Source organism: Hyphomonas adhaerens MHS-3 (assembly GCF_000685235.1).
Classification (GTDB): Bacteria; Pseudomonadota; Alphaproteobacteria; order Caulobacterales; family Hyphomonadaceae; genus Hyphomonas; species Hyphomonas adhaerens.
Genome location: NZ_ARYH01000001.1, coordinates 2351400 through 2365969 on the forward strand (window position 1 = coordinate 2351400; position 14570 = coordinate 2365969).

Annotated in this window: 14 protein-coding genes; 9 read left to right on the forward strand and 5 right to left on the reverse strand. The window is 60.9% G+C overall.

From position 1 onward, the window contains the following. The 5 genes from HAD_RS11350 (at position 1) to pyk (ending at position 6104) form a co-directional block, all read left to right on the forward strand. Positions 1-429, forward strand: coding sequence for a VOC family protein (locus HAD_RS11350; RefSeq protein ID WP_035571110.1), 429 nt, complete (start codon positions 1-3; stop codon positions 427-429). Continuing rightward, a complete protein-coding gene (locus HAD_RS11355) occupies positions 430-1503 on the forward strand; it encodes a homocysteine S-methyltransferase family protein (RefSeq protein ID WP_035571112.1) in 1074 nt (357 codons plus the stop codon). It abuts the gene before it with no gap. Continuing rightward, positions 1500-1928, forward strand: coding sequence for a gamma-glutamylcyclotransferase family protein (locus HAD_RS11360; RefSeq protein WP_035571114.1), 429 nt, complete (start codon positions 1500-1502; stop codon positions 1926-1928). Before HAD_RS11355 ends, HAD_RS11360 begins: the two co-directional genes overlap by 4 nt. Next, a complete protein-coding gene (gene metH / locus HAD_RS11365) occupies positions 1925-4555 on the forward strand; it encodes a methionine synthase (RefSeq protein ID WP_051596171.1) in 2631 nt (876 codons plus the stop codon). Before HAD_RS11360 ends, metH begins: the two co-directional genes overlap by 4 nt. Before the next feature lie 124 nt (positions 4556-4679). Continuing rightward, a complete protein-coding gene (pyk, locus tag HAD_RS11370) occupies positions 4680-6104 on the forward strand; it encodes a pyruvate kinase (RefSeq protein ID WP_035571116.1) in 1425 nt (474 codons plus the stop codon). Here pyk and HAD_RS11375 read toward each other — a convergent pair. Next, entirely contained in the window at positions 6091-6606 is a 516-nt protein-coding gene (locus HAD_RS11375) for a retropepsin-like aspartic protease family protein (RefSeq protein ID WP_051596172.1), read from the reverse strand. The genes pyk and HAD_RS11375 overlap by 14 nt on opposite strands. Positions 6607-6634: 28 nt before the next feature. After that, positions 6635-6829 carry a DUF1289 domain-containing protein gene (locus HAD_RS18420; protein WP_084331900.1) on the reverse strand — a complete coding sequence of 65 codons (195 nt, stop codon included), beginning with the start codon at positions 6827-6829 and terminating at the stop codon, positions 6635-6637. A gap of 138 nt (positions 6830-6967) precedes the next feature. Here HAD_RS18420 and HAD_RS11380 point away from each other — a divergent pair, with 138 nt between their 5' ends. From HAD_RS11380 to HAD_RS11390, 3 genes are all read left to right on the forward strand, one after another. Continuing rightward, complete coding sequence (locus HAD_RS11380) at positions 6968-7969, forward strand: nicotinate-nucleotide--dimethylbenzimidazole phosphoribosyltransferase (protein WP_035572160.1); 1002 nt, start codon at positions 6968-6970, stop codon at positions 7967-7969. Positions 7970-8102: 133 nt separating this feature from the next. Continuing rightward, a complete protein-coding gene (locus HAD_RS11385) occupies positions 8103-9293 on the forward strand; it encodes an acyl-CoA dehydrogenase family protein (RefSeq protein ID WP_035571118.1) in 1191 nt (396 codons plus the stop codon). Between the two features lie 28 nt (positions 9294-9321). Further along, entirely contained in the window at positions 9322-10476 is a 1155-nt protein-coding gene (locus HAD_RS11390; RefSeq protein WP_035571120.1) for an acyl-CoA dehydrogenase family protein, read from the forward strand. A gap of 63 nt (positions 10477-10539) precedes the next feature. Here HAD_RS11390 and HAD_RS11395 read toward each other — a convergent pair whose 3' ends face one another. The 3 genes from HAD_RS11395 to HAD_RS11405 form a co-directional block, all read right to left on the reverse strand. After that, entirely contained in the window at positions 10540-11778 is a 1239-nt protein-coding gene (locus tag HAD_RS11395; RefSeq protein ID WP_162177511.1) for a glycosyltransferase family 4 protein, read from the reverse strand. 70 nt (positions 11779-11848) lie between these two features. Further along, a complete protein-coding gene (locus HAD_RS18425) occupies positions 11849-12130 on the reverse strand; it encodes a PilZ domain-containing protein (protein WP_084331902.1) in 282 nt (93 codons plus the stop codon). Between the two features lie 62 nt (positions 12131-12192). Continuing rightward, positions 12193-13320 (reverse strand): NAD(P)/FAD-dependent oxidoreductase, encoded by a 1128-nt coding sequence (locus HAD_RS11405; RefSeq protein WP_035571126.1) that lies wholly within the window; start codon positions 13318-13320, stop codon positions 12193-12195. A 211-nt stretch (positions 13321-13531) separates the two neighbouring features. Here HAD_RS11405 and HAD_RS11410 point away from each other — a divergent pair, with 211 nt between their 5' ends. Beyond that, entirely contained in the window at positions 13532-14527 is a 996-nt protein-coding gene (locus HAD_RS11410) for a glycosyltransferase family 2 protein (RefSeq protein WP_035571128.1), read from the forward strand. Positions 14528-14570 lie beyond the last annotated feature (43 nt).

Consider the following 14570-nt stretch of genomic DNA (forward strand, 5'->3'; position numbering starts at 1 on the left):
ATGTCTGCTTCCCCTATCCATATAACGATGGTCACGCTCGGAGTTGCCGACGTGCAGGCCGCGGCGGCCTTCTATGAGAAGCTCGGCCTGCAGCGCTCGCCGGCCTCGCAGGACGCAGTCGTGTTCTTCGACATGGGCGGTGTCGCGCTTGGCCTGTACGGCCGTGAGCCGCTGGCAGAGGATGCAGGTGTCCTGCCGCGAGGCGAAGGCTTCCGGGCTGTCACGCTGGCCTGGAACCAGCCCAACGAGGAAGCGGTCGACGACGCCATGATCCGAGCAATCGAAGCAGGCGGCCAGATGATCAAGGCCGCGAAGAAAGTCTTCTGGGGCGGGTATTCAGGGTATTTTTCAGACCCCGACGGCCACCTCTGGGAAGTCGCGTACAACCCACATTCGCCCGTGCGCGAAGACGGAACCATGGAGCTTTAGATGACCAGGCAGGAACGGATTGCGGCGCTCAAGGCGGCTGCGAAGGAACGCATCCTCATTCTCGACGGGTCCTGGGGCGTGATGATCCAGCGGCGCGGTCTGGAAGAGGCCGACTATCGGGGCGACCGCTTCACGGAGGCAAAGTACCCAGGACAGATGAAGGGGAATAATGACATCCTCTGCATCACCCGGCCGGACATCGTGACCGACCTGCACAATGCCTATTTCGAGGCCGGGGCAGACATTTCCGAAACCAACACATTCAGTGCGACGGTCATTGCACAGGACGATTACAAGCTGGATCCCGACTCCGTTCGCGATATCAACCTTGAAGGCGCGCGCCTGGGCCGCGAGGCGGCGGATGCGTGGACGGCGAAAGAACCGCACAAGCCGCGTTTCCTGGCAGGCTCTATCGGTCCGCTAAACAAGATGCTGTCCATGTCGTCGGACGTGAACGATCCGGGCGCCCGCTCTGTCACGTTCGACGAAGTGTATGAAGCCTATCGCCAGCAGATCCTCGCGCTGAATGAAGGCGGCGTGGACCTCTACCTGATCGAAACGATCACCGACACGCTGAACTGCAAGGCCTGTATCAAGGCGATCATGGACCTGGAAGCGGAAGGCATGGACAAGCTGCCGATCTGGATTTCCGGCACGATCACAGACCGGTCCGGCCGCACGCTGTCCGGGCAAACGGTAGAAGCGTTCTGGAACTCGGTCCGTCATGCGAAGCCCTTTGCCATCGGGTTCAATTGCGCCCTCGGCGCAGACCTGATGCGTCCGCACATCGCGGCCCTGTCGCGCGTTGCGGACACGCTCGTCGCGGCCTACCCGAATGCCGGCCTGCCGAACGAAATGGGCCAGTATGATGAGCAGCCGGAGCAGACCTCCGGGGCGGTCGGGGGCTGGGCACAGGATGGGCTGGTCAATATTCTTGGCGGCTGCTGTGGCACCACGCCGGAGCATATCGCCGCCATTGCCAAGGCGGTGGAAGGGGTGAAGCCACGTGACCCGGTCGCGTCGAAGCATACGATGCGCCTCGCAGGGCTCGAGCCATTTGAGGTGGCTTCGTGACACGACCCCCTGTCGAGGCCGGGGACCTCTTCGTCTTTTACGGTCTTCTGAAAGTCGGTGCTGCAGGCCAGCCTGCCGACCTGCCGCTTGGTACTGCCGGCGCCTTTGGCGCGCCGTGCCGGTTCCGTGGGCGGATGGTTGATCTGGGCGGTTTCCCGGGCGTGGTGGCAGGTGAAGAACTTTGCCACGGCATCCGATGGGAAATGAGCGATACGTCCATCATCGGACCGATGGATGATTTTGAGGACGTCACCGACGACCTCGCCACCAGTCTCTACATCCGCACGCGTATTCCGCTGTGTGACGACTCAGGAAATGAAACCGGCGAAACCGCCTGGATTTACTTGTACAACAAATCCGTCGAGGCCTTTCCGCCCGTCGCCGATGGCAACTGGCCACTCGACGCTGGAAAAACGAGAAAATGACAACATCAGCTTCCCAATCCTTCGTGAACGTCGGTGAGCGTACCAACGTCACCGGTTCCGCACGATTCCGCCGCATGATCACGGATGGCCGATATGCTGACGCCGTCGAGGTCGCCCGCCAGCAGGTGGAGAGCGGCGCGCAGGTGATCGACGTCAATATGGACGAAGGCATGCTGGACGGTGCCGAAGCCATGCGCACCTTCCTCAACCTGATCGCCGCCGAGCCGGACATCGCGCGCGTGCCGGTGATGATCGACAGCTCCAAATGGGAGGTGATCGAGGCAGGTCTGAAATGCGTGCAGGGCAAGTCTATCGTGAACTCGATTTCCATGAAGGAAGGCGAGGACAAGTTCCGTGAGCAGGCGCGTGCCTGCCTGTCTTATGGCGCGGCGGTTGTCGTCATGGCGTTCGACGAAGTCGGGCAGGCGGACACGAAAGACCGGAAGGTCGAAATCTGCCAGCGCGCGTTTCGCATCCTGACCGAAGACGTGGGCTTTCCGGCGGAAGATATCATCTTCGACCCGAATATCTTTGCCGTGGCGACGGGGATCGAAGAACACAACAACTACGCGGTCGACTTCATCGAAGCTACGCGCGTCATTCGCGACACGTGCCCGGGCTGTCACATATCCGGTGGCCTTTCGAATGTTTCGTTCAGCTTTCGCGGGAATGAACCCGTGCGCCGGGCGATGCACTCGGTCTTCCTGTACCACGCCATCCCGGCGGGCCTGGACATGGCGATCGTCAATGCCGGCCAGTTGGACATCTACGACGATATCGAGCCGGAGCTGCGCGAGCGGGTGGAGGACGTTATCCTCAATCGCCGCGACGATGCGACCGAACGCCTGGTCGATATTGCCGAGGGCCTGAAGGGCCAGAAGGGCAAAACAGCGGTCAAGGACCTCTCCTGGCGTGAGGCGCCCGTCAACAAGCGGCTGGAGCACGCGCTCGTTCACGGCATCACCGAGTTCATCGATCAGGACACAGAAGAAGCGCGTCTGCAGGCGGAACGCCCGCTGCACGTGATCGAAGGGCCATTGATGGACGGCATGAACGTCGTTGGTGACCTGTTTGGCTCTGGCAAGATGTTCCTGCCGCAGGTGGTGAAGTCCGCGCGGGTGATGAAACAGGCCGTCGCTTGGCTTGAGCCGTATATGGAAGAGGAGAAGCAGCGCCTCGGCACTGTGGATGTGTCCAATGGCAAGGTGCTGATGGCCACAGTGAAGGGCGACGTGCACGACATCGGCAAGAATATCGTCGGTGTGGTGCTGGCCTGTAACGGTTATGAGATCCTGGATCTTGGCGTGATGGTGCCGGCCGAAACCATTCTCGACACGGCCGTAAAAGAGAAGGTGGACGTGATTGGCCTGTCCGGTCTGATTACTCCCAGCCTCGACGAAATGGTCTACGTCGCTTCTGAGATGCAGCGCCGCGGCATGGTGCAGCCTTTGCTGATCGGTGGCGCCACCACCAGCCCTGCGCATACGGCAGTGAAGATCGACCCGGTTATCAAGTCCGCACCCGTGTTGCACGTAACCGATGCCAGCCGCGCAGTTGGTGTGGTGAGCGCGTTGCTCAGCGCCGGGGAAAAGCAGGGGCTCGTTGAGCAAACGCGGGCCCGTTACCTGCGTATGCGCGAAACGCGGCAGGGCGGGCCGCCCAAGCCGCGCCTGCCGATCGAATTGGCACGTGAGAAGGCATTGCAGCCGGATTGGGCTTCCTACGACCGTCCTGCCCCTACATTTAGCGGTGTACGGACATTTGAGGATATCGATCTGGCAACGCTCGCGCGTTATATCGACTGGACGCCGTACTTCTCGGCCTGGGACCTGGCTGGCAGGTATCCGGCCATCCTGGAAGACAAAATTGTGGGCGAAGCGGCAACGTCACTGTGGAACGACACGCAGGCCATGATGCAGCAGCTCGTCGGCGAAAGCTGGCTGAAGCCGAAGGCCGTCGTCGGGTTCTGGAAGGCCAATCGTGACGGAGACGATATCCGCCTGGAGACGGGTGATGTGTTCCATACGCTCCGCCAGCAGATGGAGAAGGACAATACGCGTCCGAACTTTGCCATGTCGGATTTTGTCGCGCCGGAAGGCGAGGACTGGATCGGCGGCTTCTGCGTCACGGCCGGGGACGGGGTGGACGCAATTGCGGCGGACTTCGTGAAGAAGGGCGACGATTATTCCTCCATCATGGTCAAGGCACTGGCCGATCGCTTCGCCGAGGCAACGGCGGAATACATGCATGAACGGGTCCGCCGGGAGCTGTGGGGCTATGCGCCAGACGAGGCGCTTGCGGGCACCGATCTCATCGCTGAGAAGTATCGCGGTATCCGTCCGGCTCCGGGGTATCCGAGCCAGCCGGACCACACCGAGAAAGAGACATTGTTCCGTCTGCTCGATCCGGAAAGCCGGATCGGCGTGTCGCTGACGTCGAGCTGCGCCATGTCGCCGGCGTCGAGCGTTTCGGGGCTCTATTTTGCCCATCCTGAGGCGGTTTATTTCGCGGTTGGACGGATACAGAAGGATCAGGTGGAAGATTATGCCCGTCGCAAGGGCTGGGATCTGCGGAAAGCCGAGCGCTGGTTGGCGCCGATTCTCAACTACGACCCGTTCGCGGCCTGATTTCTCCGTCCCCAGCGAAAAATTACATCGCTCGAAACGGGCGATCTGACCCGGTTGCGACTGGCAGGGCCGGTCCGAGTCGCATACACAGGGGCAGTGTCCACGGGAAGGGACGGAGACGATCATGACAGAGAACAGGCTTATGGGCGAAAATGCGAAAATTGTCGCGACCCTTGGCCCTGGCAGCCGGTCTCCCAAGGAGGTCGTGGCCCTCGCCCATGCCGGTGTGGACGTTTTCCGCCTGAATTTCAGTCATGGTGAACACGCGGCCCATCTGGAAGCGTTGCAGGCGGTTCGTGCGGCAGAAGAAAAGACCGGCCGGCCGCTGGCGACCCTGGCTGACCTGCAGGGCCCGAAAGTCCGCGTCGGTAAGTTTCCGGAAGGCGCGCTGCGCCTCGGTTTCCGCAAGGAGTACAACCTCGTCGCGGCGGAAGAAACCAGCGATGAGGACACGATCCCCGTACCGCACAAGGAAATTGTCGATATCCTCGAAGAGGGGGACACGATCCTGGTGGATGACGGCAAGCTGATCCTCACGGTGACGCGCGCGGGAGACGCCCCAAGGGTCCGCGCTGAAGTGCCTGGCAAGCTATCGGACAAAAAGGGCTTCACGGTGCGTGGCAAACCGTTGCCTGTCCGTGCCCTGACGGATAAGGACAGGGCGGATCTGGAATTCGCATTGGAGATCGGTGTCGACATCGTGGCGCTGTCCTTCGTGCAGAGCGTTTCCGACGTGGAAGAGGTGAAAGCCATCATCGCAGGCCGGGCGCCCCTTGTTTCCAAGTTGGAGAAACCGGCCGCCATCACGAATCTCGACGCGATTGTCGAAGCGTCCGATGCGGTCATGGTGGCGCGGGGCGACCTTGGGGTGGAGTTTGCCCCGGAAGACGTTCCGGTGATCCAGCGCCGCATCGTGCGCGCCGCCAGGGCGCGCGGACGCCCCGTCATCGTTGCGACACAGATGCTGGAATCCATGATCGAGAACGCCGCGCCCACGCGGGCCGAAGCATCCGATGTGGCCACAGCGATTTATCAGGGCGCGGATGCCGTGATGCTTTCGGCTGAGACGGCTGTGGGGCGCCATCCGGCGACGGCGGTGGCAATCATGTCACGGATCATCCGGGCGACAGAGTCGGCAGAGGATTACCGCCAGTCCATTGCGCAGTTTGCCGGAGAATCCTCTGAGCATTCGGCCGTTGATGTTGTTGCAACGGCAGCTCAGGCCATGGCTTGTGCCGAAGAGGCGGGCGCGTTGGCGCTGCGGACAGGCGCCTTTGACAGGCTGGCCCGGTTCTCGCGGGTGCGGGGCCCGGCGCCAATCCTGTACGGCTCACTGGATGATCGCCGTTTGCGGCAGGCTTGCCTTCTCTGGGGCGTGCACCCCCAACGGCTTAATGCGGGGGCGACCTATTGGTATCGTGACCTGATGGACGCGGCGGGTTTGAAAGGCCGCGTTGCGTATGCCCGCTGGTCCGGTGACGACGCCCGTTTCGCCTGGGAAGTCGGCGTTGGCAGGGGCAAAGACGGAAAGCTGATCACTGGCGTATGATCAGCGTATCGCCCTTGAATTCGTAGGAGTAGAGCTCGCCGAGGAAGCTCATCCCGAGAAGGGATTGTTCCAGGCCCTCTTTCAGCACCATGGCGCTGACGTCTTCCATTTCCACGCGCCCAATTCGGACGTGGTCCAGAATGATATAGGCGCCTTTGGTCACTCCGCCTGCGGTGCGGACTTCATTATCAAATTCGAGGTCGGAGGGGCTGAGCCCAATCCGTTGAGCGTCGTGCAATGTCAGCGCAACAATGCTGGCACCTGTATCGACCATGAACCGGATGTCGGTTCCCTGAACGTCGGCGCGTGTCCAATAATGGCCATCCGCTTCGCGGCTGATAATGGCGGCCTGGTCAAAATTCGCGCGGGGAGGGGCGCTGACATCGGGGGCGCCGGTATTGGTCAGTGACGCTGCTGCCGGTGTGACATCATCCATGGCTTCCGTTTTCGGGACGATGAAAAATACCACCGCCGCGGCAATCATCAGTGCCGCTGCAAGCATGGGGAGAACGTGTCTGGCATACATGGCGTCAGCGCTTTCCCAGAGCCTCCAGCCGGGTGATGCGCTCCGGCAGTTCAGCGATTACGCTGTCCCGGCCAGCCTCCCCCATGGCGACCCATTGAGCAATTTCCTTCAAAGAGCGGCCACAGCCTAGGCACCAGCTTGTCGAGGCGTCAACTGCACATACCTTGATGCAGGGGGTCTTTATGGGTTCACGAGACATCAATATACCCTGTATTCAGTGAGGGTTGCGGGGCGGAGTGTGTCAACGGCAAGGTAACAAATCCTTGTCGTGCAGCCACCCTGTAACCTGTTAATATGGCGTCGGAAACGCGCCAGTGGAATGCAGGAGTATATCGACGTGCCCGAACCCGTTCGCGAAGGCTCGCCTCTGGCGGATGTACGCGCACTCATATTGAGCGCGCCATCCGCCCCCACTGAACCCGGTGAAAAGGTTCGTGAAGCCTTGCTCGGAATGGGGCGGGAAGGGGATTTTGGGCGGCTTGGCGAGGCGGCTGAATGGCTGGCCAACTGGCAGAACCGGTATCCCCCACGCATAGAAAAGCCGACGCTGGCCGTTTTCGCCGGGTCTCACGGCCTCGTCGAGGAAGGCGTATCCATGTCTTCCAACCAGGACACGCTGGAACATGTGAGTGCGTTGCGGGAAGGGCGAGCGCCCCTGTCTGCGATTGCGACGCAGGCTGGCGCCTCCATTCGTATCTTTGAGCTGGCGCTCGACAAGCCTACGCCGAGCATCGCCGAGACGGCTGCGATGTCCGAGAAGGAATGTGCGGCTACGATCGCTTATGGGTTCGAGGCGACAGAGGATCACCCGGATTTACTGGCGCTTGCTGTGGCAGGGGCGGGTGTCGGTACGGCTGCTGCTGCGGTGGCCTGCGCACTTTATGGCGGGTCGCCGGACTATTGGGTGCGCCCCAGCAGCCAGACGCCTGCCACGCTTTCCCGGAAACGTATCGACCTTGTCAGCCGGGCGCTGACCCTTCATCGCGGTCACCTATCTGATCCGCTGGAGGCCTTGCGGTGCCTCGGCGGGCGGGAACTCGCCGCGTGTGTTGGCGCGATCATTGCGGCGCGGCATCAGGGAATTCCGGTCGTCCTGGATGGGTTTGCAACGACGATCGCTGCCGGCGTTGTCCATGCAATCGATCCGACCGCGATCAGCCATTGCCTCGCATCGCATATCACGCGCCGGCCGGCACATGAGGCTGCATTGGAGCGGCTGGGGCTGAAACCGCTGATGCAGATGGAATTCCAGACAGGCGGTGGATTGGGCTCTGTCTCGGCGATCGGCTTGCTGAAAACGGCTTGCGCACCCTTTATCGCGGAACCGGCATCGACCTGACGCAACGGCATCTGCGACTAATCGGCGACTTAGTTTACGTTGACGTTCGCGTCACCTTGCCAGCCAATACAAATGACTGACATAGAGAACGTGTGCCTGTCAGCAGGATCAGACCGTTTCGGAGGAGCACGTAATGAATCTGGAGTTTACACCTGAGGAGATCGAATTTCGTAAGGAAGTTCGTTCTTTCATTGAAGAGAATTACCCAAAGGAGCTGGTTGGCGCCGGCACCCGCGAGGACCTGAGCCGCGAGCAATTCCTCGCCTGGCACAAGGTGCTCGGCAAAAAGGGCTGGTCCGTACCGGCATGGCCCGAGAAGTATGGCGGCACGGGCTGGTCTTCGACCCAGCGCTATATCTGGTCGGAAGAGAACGCCCGGATGGACACGATCATGCCGCTTCCGTTTGCCGTCTCCATGGTCGGCCCGGTGATCTACACGTTCGGCAATGATGAGCAGAAGGCCCAACACCTTCCGGGTATCCGTTCCGGTGAAGTCTGGTGGTGCCAGGGGTATTCCGAGCCGGGCGCCGGTTCGGACCTCGCGAGCGTCAAGACCACTGCGGTGCGCGATGGCGACCACTATGTCATTAACGGGCAGAAGACCTGGACAACGCTGGCACAGCACGCCGACTGGGGATTCTTCCTCTGCCGTACCGACCCCAGCGCCAAGGCGCAGGAAGGGATCTCCTTCATTCTCGTCGATATGAGGACGCCAGGCATCGAAGTGCGCCCGATCAAGCTGATCGACGGCACGCATGAGGTGAACGAAACCTGGCTGACGGATGTCCGTGTGCCGGTTGAGAACCTGATCGGCGAAGAGAACAAGGGCTGGACCTACGCCAAGTTCCTGCTGGCCCACGAGCGGTCCGGCATCGCTGGGGTTGCTCGTTCCAAACGTGGTGTCGAGCGCCTGCGCAACATCGCGGTCCAGGAAACGGTCGATGGCGTTCCGCTGATCGAGACGCCGGAATTCGCGCGCAAGATCAGCCAGCTCGAAATCGACCTGACGGCGCTTGAGTTCACTGAACTCCGGACGCTCGCTTCGGAAGCCGCCGGCAAGGGCCCGGGTCCGGAAAGCTCGATCCTGAAGGTGAAAGGCACCGAGGTGCAGCAGCGCCTGACGGAACTCACGCTGGAAGCCGTCAACCACTACGGCGCGCCGTATGCCTATGGCATGGAAGCCACCGGGAATGGCGCCGGCATTGGTCCGGACTATGCGGATTATGCTGCCGAGACGTATTTCAACATGCGGAAGACGTCGATCTATGGCGGCTCCAATGAAATTCAGCGCAACATCATCACGAAAATGATCCTGGGCCTTTAAGCCCGAGGCCAGAGAGGAAACGACTCAAATGGATTTCAATTTCACTGAAGAACAGGGAATGCTTCGCGACAGCCTCGCGAAGATGATCCGCGACCAGTACGACTTCGAAACCCGCCGCAAGGTGGTCGCTTCGGCAGAAGGCTGGCGCAAGGACATGTGGATGCAGTTCGCCGAGCTGGGCCTGATGATGGCGCCGTTCAGCGAGGAAGACGGCGGTCTCGGCGGCGGTCCGATCGATGCCATGGTTGTCATGGAAGAGTTCGGCAAGGGCCTTGTGGTCGAGCCGTACGTGCCGAGCGTGGTTTGTGGCGGCGGCTTCGTGAAGCGCGGCACGGATGCGCAAAAGGAAGAGTACCTGTCCGGCATCATGTCGGGCGAGACGATCTTCGCCTTCGCTTATGCCGAACCGCGCGGCCGTTACAATCTGGCTGATCTCGAAACCACCGCGAAGAAAGATGGCGAAGGCTTCGTCATCAACGGCCACAAGGCCGTGGTTCTCGGTGCGCCATGGGCGACCCACCTGATCGTAACTGCCCGCACATCCGGCGGCCGCCGCGATGCAAACGGCGTGACGGTGTTCGTTGTGGAGAAGTCGGCACCGGGCGTTACGACGCGCGACTACCCGACGGTCGACGGCCGCCGGGCTTCGGAAGTGTACTTCGAGAACGTCGCTGTCGGCGCAGAAGCCGTGATCGGCGAAGTCGACAACGGCCTGCCGCTGATCGAGCTCGTCTCGGACGAAGCGATTGCTGCACTTTGTGCAGAGGCATGCGGTGCGATGAAAGTCGCGCACGAGATGACCGTCGAATACTCGCGCCAGCGTAAGCAGTTCGGCACGCCGATCGGCAAGTTCCAGGTGTTGCAGCACCGCATGGTCGACATGTTCATGGAGTACGAACAGTCCGTCTCGATGACCTACATGGCCACGCTGAAGCTGGGCGATGACGAAGTGACCCGCAAAAAGGCGGCTTCGGCTGCCAAGGTGCGCATCGGCCAGGGCGGCCGCTTTGTTGGCCAGCAGTCGATCCAGATCCATGGTGGTATGGGCATGACGGACGAACTGGCCGTCGGCCACTACTTCAAACGCCTGACCATGATCGACTCCGAATTCGGCAATGTGGATCATCACCTGAAGCGCTACACGGACCTGTCCGCCAGCGAGCTTCCGGCAGCGGCTGAATAAGCCAGCTGATAGAATAGCAATTGTGGCGGGGGATCGTTTCGGCGGTCCCCCGTTTCTTTGTGGTCAGGGTTTCAGCGCCGCTTCTGCGTTGAGGAAGTCGGCGACTTCCTGATTGGACAGGATTTCGCGCGTCCGGGCCGGCGCGCCATCAGACAGTCTCTTGCGCTCTTCTGCATTGTTCAGCAGACGAACGACTGTGTCCGCGAAGGTGTCGGGCGTTTCGGCAATATCCACCATCCCGTCGAGCCGGCCGCCGAAACCTTCCATGGCGAGCGGATAGGCGACCACCGGCATGCCCAGCATCAGGTATTCCGCGACCTTGATGCTCACACCCGTTGCGAGGCGCGTTGGCGCGATGCCGATGGCGTGGGATCCGCCGATATCTTCCAGTTTCTCGACGCGGCCGAGCAGGGTCATGCTGGGGGATTTCTTCAGGGCCGGGGCGATGGCGTCCCCGACGCTGCCGGCGACTTTCAGTTCTGCATCTGGCTGGCGATTGAGGATGATCGGCCAGATGTCTTCCAGGAAGTGGTTCAGTGCATCGACATTGCCCGCATGGGTGGTGCCGAGGAAGACCACTTGTGGTTTGCCTTCTGACGGTATCTTGCCGAATTCGGGCGGGACGGGGCGCAGCCAGACTGCGTGGTCGGCCGGAAATTCCGGAGGAAAGAACGCCATTTCGTTGGCGGAGGCGTGAACGAAGAAGTCCGCTGACTTCACCCAGCCGCACTCTTCTGCCTCATTGGTTTCATAGAAATCGAATGCGAGACCTTTTTCGCGATAGCGTTGGGCCCGCATCCAGAGGACATCATGTACAAACACGCCTTTGCGTGTCGGTTGCCCGAGCTGGTCCAGCACCGGGCCGACAGAACTGTATTCGGCGATGGTCAGGTCTGCTGGGTCACGGTCAGCTGCCCGGCTCATGCGAACGACCTCTGCCGAAGACATGGGGCGGCCGAAATAGTTTCGCCATTGCACCTTCATGCCTGCACGCCGCATCAATTCGTGCACCAGCCGCACACCGAAACGTACCCAGATCCGGGGGGATATCGACCAGTAGCGCCCACCGGCTTCTACCGTGCCTTCCCACACGACTTCATCAATGAGGGCGCGCAGACGTGGATGAATGGATGCGAAGGGGCGGTTCCCGAATGCGTGCCAAGGCGCGAAGACGATCCGCACGCGGAAGCCGGCGGCCTTGGCCGTGCGCAGGAAGGTTTCCAGAAAAGCGCCATTGCCGGTGGTAATGGCGTCCAGTTGGCGCTGCACCAGCAAGGTCATGGTCTTGGAAGTGTTTGTCATCGGCATCGGTGTTAGGGCTGTTCTCATCCCTCGCCAATGCAAGTTCACCGCCAGCTGGCGCGATCCGGTTTCAGTGGCTCACGGGGCCAAGCAGTTTGAGGCCGATTTTGTCCTCTTTTTGCCAGATGACTTCGCAGGAAAGCTGGATGTCGCTGGTGCCATCGACCGGTGAAATGGCCAGCACGGCCAGGCCCAGGGGAATTTCATACCCGGGATCGGAAAGGCTTGCGCCTGCTGCGGACCAGTCAATCATGGAGGTCCGTATCCAGGTTCGGTAACCCTTCGGCCGCAAGCGGGTTTCACGCGCTGTGTGGTGCCGCTGAAAGCTGCGGCGAAAGACGGTTGCTGTCATGGTAAATCCGGTATCTGGTTACCCTGTCTATGCACAAGGACGCCGAATGGTTCGGAAAAAAGTCAGGTATGCCTGGATAGCCGGCAAGCAACGTCTTCAGCGATGGCCAAAGAACTGGTGAGCCCGGGGGACTCAATTCCAAACAGGTGCACCAGTCCGGCGTGACCGTGAAATTCCGGCCCATCGATCCTGAAATCGGCCGCCGGATCGCCCGGTGCTGAAAGCTTGGGACGGCACCCCGAATAATCTGCAGCGATCGCCCCATCAGGCAATCCGGGCCAGTATTGGCGGACGGCATCATAGAATTCCGCCGCCCGGTGAAGGTCGACAGTGTAGTCGATCTGGTCGGGGTTATCATGCCCGAGCCATTCGACGTCCGGGCCCAGGCGCATGCGGCCGCCAAGGTCCAGTGTCACATGTACGCCGAGGCCACCTTCCACGGGCGCCGGATAGATCAGCCGCTCGAAAGCCGTCTTTGCCTGACAGCTGAAATAATTGCCTTTTGCCAGCGTAAAGAACGGAATGAGGTCGGGCGGGTAGCCATCCATCTGCTTCGCGATCCGCACAGCATGGAGGCCGGCACTATTCACCAGAGTCCGGGTGATGATGCTCGTTGGTTCGGCCCCGCCGACATTCAGACAAAAGCGTCCATCGGGAAGGATTTCAGCCGTCTCTACGGGCGCACCGACGACAACAGATCCACCATGGTCTTCGAGATCACCCTGCAGGGAGAGCATGTAAGCGTGGCTGTCGAGGATGCCGGTTTCCTCAGACAGGACTGCGGCCGTGCAGGTCAGGTTTGGCTCAAGCGCCATGGCGTCCGGACCGGTCAGAAAATGGAGGCCTTCCACGCCGTTCCGTGTGCCTTGATCGAACAGGCTGCGCATCCGGGGGATCTGAGTGTCCGAGGTTCCGACAATCAGCTTGCCCGTCTTCCTGTAAGGGACGCCACGTTCCTCCATCCATTGGTACAGTTGCCGGCGGCCAGCAACGCACATCCGATGGCGTAGCGAGCCGGTGGGATAGTAAAGCCCGGCGTGGATCACTTCGCTGTTGCGGGCCGAGGTGCCGGTTCCGATACCGAGTGCGCTTTCCAGCACGAGTGTTTCGTTTCCGGCCCGCGCAAGCGCGGCGGCGCAGGCAAGCCCGACCGCGCCGGCTCCGATCACGATGGCTTCGGTTTCTATCAACTGCAGTGCACCTTCGTCCCGGAGGCTGGCGTGCCCGGGGTTCGATTTGTTATCTTGTGCCGGGTTTCATGCATTTTGAAGGCCAGTTCAGTTCCTGCGCGGCGTTGTCATTATCTCCGAACGAAACGCAATCCGGGAAGATGCGCCGAAAATCGATCACTTGCCTGGAAATTGCATGTTGTACCCACGAAGAACAGTGTAGTCAGGACCGATGCCGGCAGAGCCCGCCTCCATCACATATGACGAGACCAAGGTCGCGATCATCATTCCGCTTTACAATGATGAAGCGAACATCGCGCGTGCGTTGGAAAGTGCCGTGGCGCAGAAGCGACCAGAAGGCATCAGCTTTGAGGTGCTGGTCGTCGATGACCGTTCGCAGGATTCCGGACCGGAAATCGCCGAGGATTACGCCCGCCGGTTCGACAATGTGACATTCCTTCGGATGGAACAAAATGGCGGTCCGGCGGCGGCTCGAAACAGGGCTTTGCAGGAAACGGATGCCGGCTGGTTCACGCCGTTCGACAGCGACGATATCATGTTGCCGGAACGCGTGGCCGCGCTGTTTGAGAAAGCGCGTAGCGGAGAATTCGACCTCGTCGCCGACAATCTGCTGATCAGTTCAACCAGCGCGCCTGAGACGGTGAACCGTCACCTCTGGCCGGGAAAACCGGCTGGCGATGTCCCCCTGACGACCGAATTGTTCGTTAACCGATCCTATGCCGCTGAGACGGAACGGACGGAACTCGGCTTTCTCAAGCCGTTGATCCGGCGCGGCGCCGTGAAGTGCGGGCCGGAGCCCTATCAGCCAGACCTCCGGTTTGGCGAAGACTTCGAACTCTATGCGCGCATACTGGCGGATGGGGCCAAGGCGGTGCTGACCGATCCGGAAGGCTACCTCTTCGTGGTGCGCGACGGGTCTGCGTCTCATCGCCAGGGCGCCGCGGACCATCGCAAGCTTGCATTGATGGGGCGGAAATTCCTGAAACGACGAGGGTTGGCGCCTGCCGAACGGGCCGCGTTTGCGGGGTTTACGCGGTATTGCGAACGGGAATGGGCAGCCTGGACAGCGATCGAGGCCATTCGTGCGAAGAATCCTGTCGGGCTTTTGAAGGCATTCACGATTTCAGGTCCAGCGAGCTTGCATGTCGCCGGCAATCTCCTCAAGGCAGCCGGTGGAAAGCTGAGCGGAAGAGGGCACTCGACCTGACGAAATCACCCTGTAGGAGAAATGCAGGCAACCTTTGCGTGCC

Coding starts and splice junctions, on each gene's coding strand:
- pyk (WP_035571116.1), top strand. CDS start 4,680: ATGACAGAGAACAGGCTTATGGGCGAAAATGCGAAAATTGTCGCGACC.
- metH (WP_051596171.1), top strand. CDS start 1,925: ATGACAACATCAGCTTCCCAATCCTTCGTGAACGTCGGTGAGCGTACC.
- HAD_RS11385 (WP_035571118.1), top strand. CDS start 8,103: ATGAATCTGGAGTTTACACCTGAGGAGATCGAATTTCGTAAGGAAGTT.
- HAD_RS18420 (WP_084331900.1), bottom strand. CDS start 6,829: ATGTCTCGTGAACCCATAAAGACCCCCTGCATCAAGGTATGTGCAGTT.
- HAD_RS11355 (WP_035571112.1), top strand. CDS start 430: ATGACCAGGCAGGAACGGATTGCGGCGCTCAAGGCGGCTGCGAAGGAA.
- HAD_RS11410 (WP_035571128.1), top strand. CDS start 13,532: ATGCCGGCAGAGCCCGCCTCCATCACATATGACGAGACCAAGGTCGCG.
- HAD_RS11395 (WP_162177511.1), bottom strand. CDS start 11,778: ATGACAAACACTTCCAAGACCATGACCTTGCTGGTGCAGCGCCAACTG.
- HAD_RS11390 (WP_035571120.1), top strand. CDS start 9,322: ATGGATTTCAATTTCACTGAAGAACAGGGAATGCTTCGCGACAGCCTC.
- HAD_RS11350 (WP_035571110.1), top strand. CDS start 1: ATGTCTGCTTCCCCTATCCATATAACGATGGTCACGCTCGGAGTTGCC.
- HAD_RS18425 (WP_084331902.1), bottom strand. CDS start 12,130: ATGACAGCAACCGTCTTTCGCCGCAGCTTTCAGCGGCACCACACAGCG.
- HAD_RS11375 (WP_051596172.1), bottom strand. CDS start 6,606: ATGCTTGCAGCGGCACTGATGATTGCCGCGGCGGTGGTATTTTTCATC.